1 protein-coding gene is annotated in these 257 nt (G+C 34.6%); it reads right to left on the reverse strand.

Annotated features, from left to right (window positions below; genetic code table 11):
- Positions 1-231: hypothetical protein (locus tag R0J87_RS22215; RefSeq protein WP_498889024.1), on the reverse strand; the 231-nt coding region annotated here is incomplete at its 3' end.
- Positions 232-257: the final 26 nt, after the last annotated feature.

The following is a 257-nucleotide window of genomic DNA, read 5'->3' on the forward strand; positions in this document are numbered from 1 at the left end:
GGCTTTATTTCTTGCTTCGAGATAATTTTTAAAAGTGAAAGCTGCTACCATGTCTTGAACTTCTTTTCCTGTAAATCCATCGATGACTTTCTTTTGCACTTTAGGAGTATCGACTTTACTTGCAATATTAACTTCAAGATACTCTTCTCTAACACACCAACTAAAAAATGCGTGTATCGTTTTGAACATAGACACTATACTTTGTGGCTGTAATCCCTTGATTTGCTTCATCCTTACATATGCTTTCAAATCGAAAG

It is taken from the genome of Halomonas sp. SIMBA_159 (assembly GCF_046536035.1).
Classification (GTDB): Bacteria; Pseudomonadota; Gammaproteobacteria; order Pseudomonadales; family Halomonadaceae; genus Vreelandella; species Vreelandella venusta_A.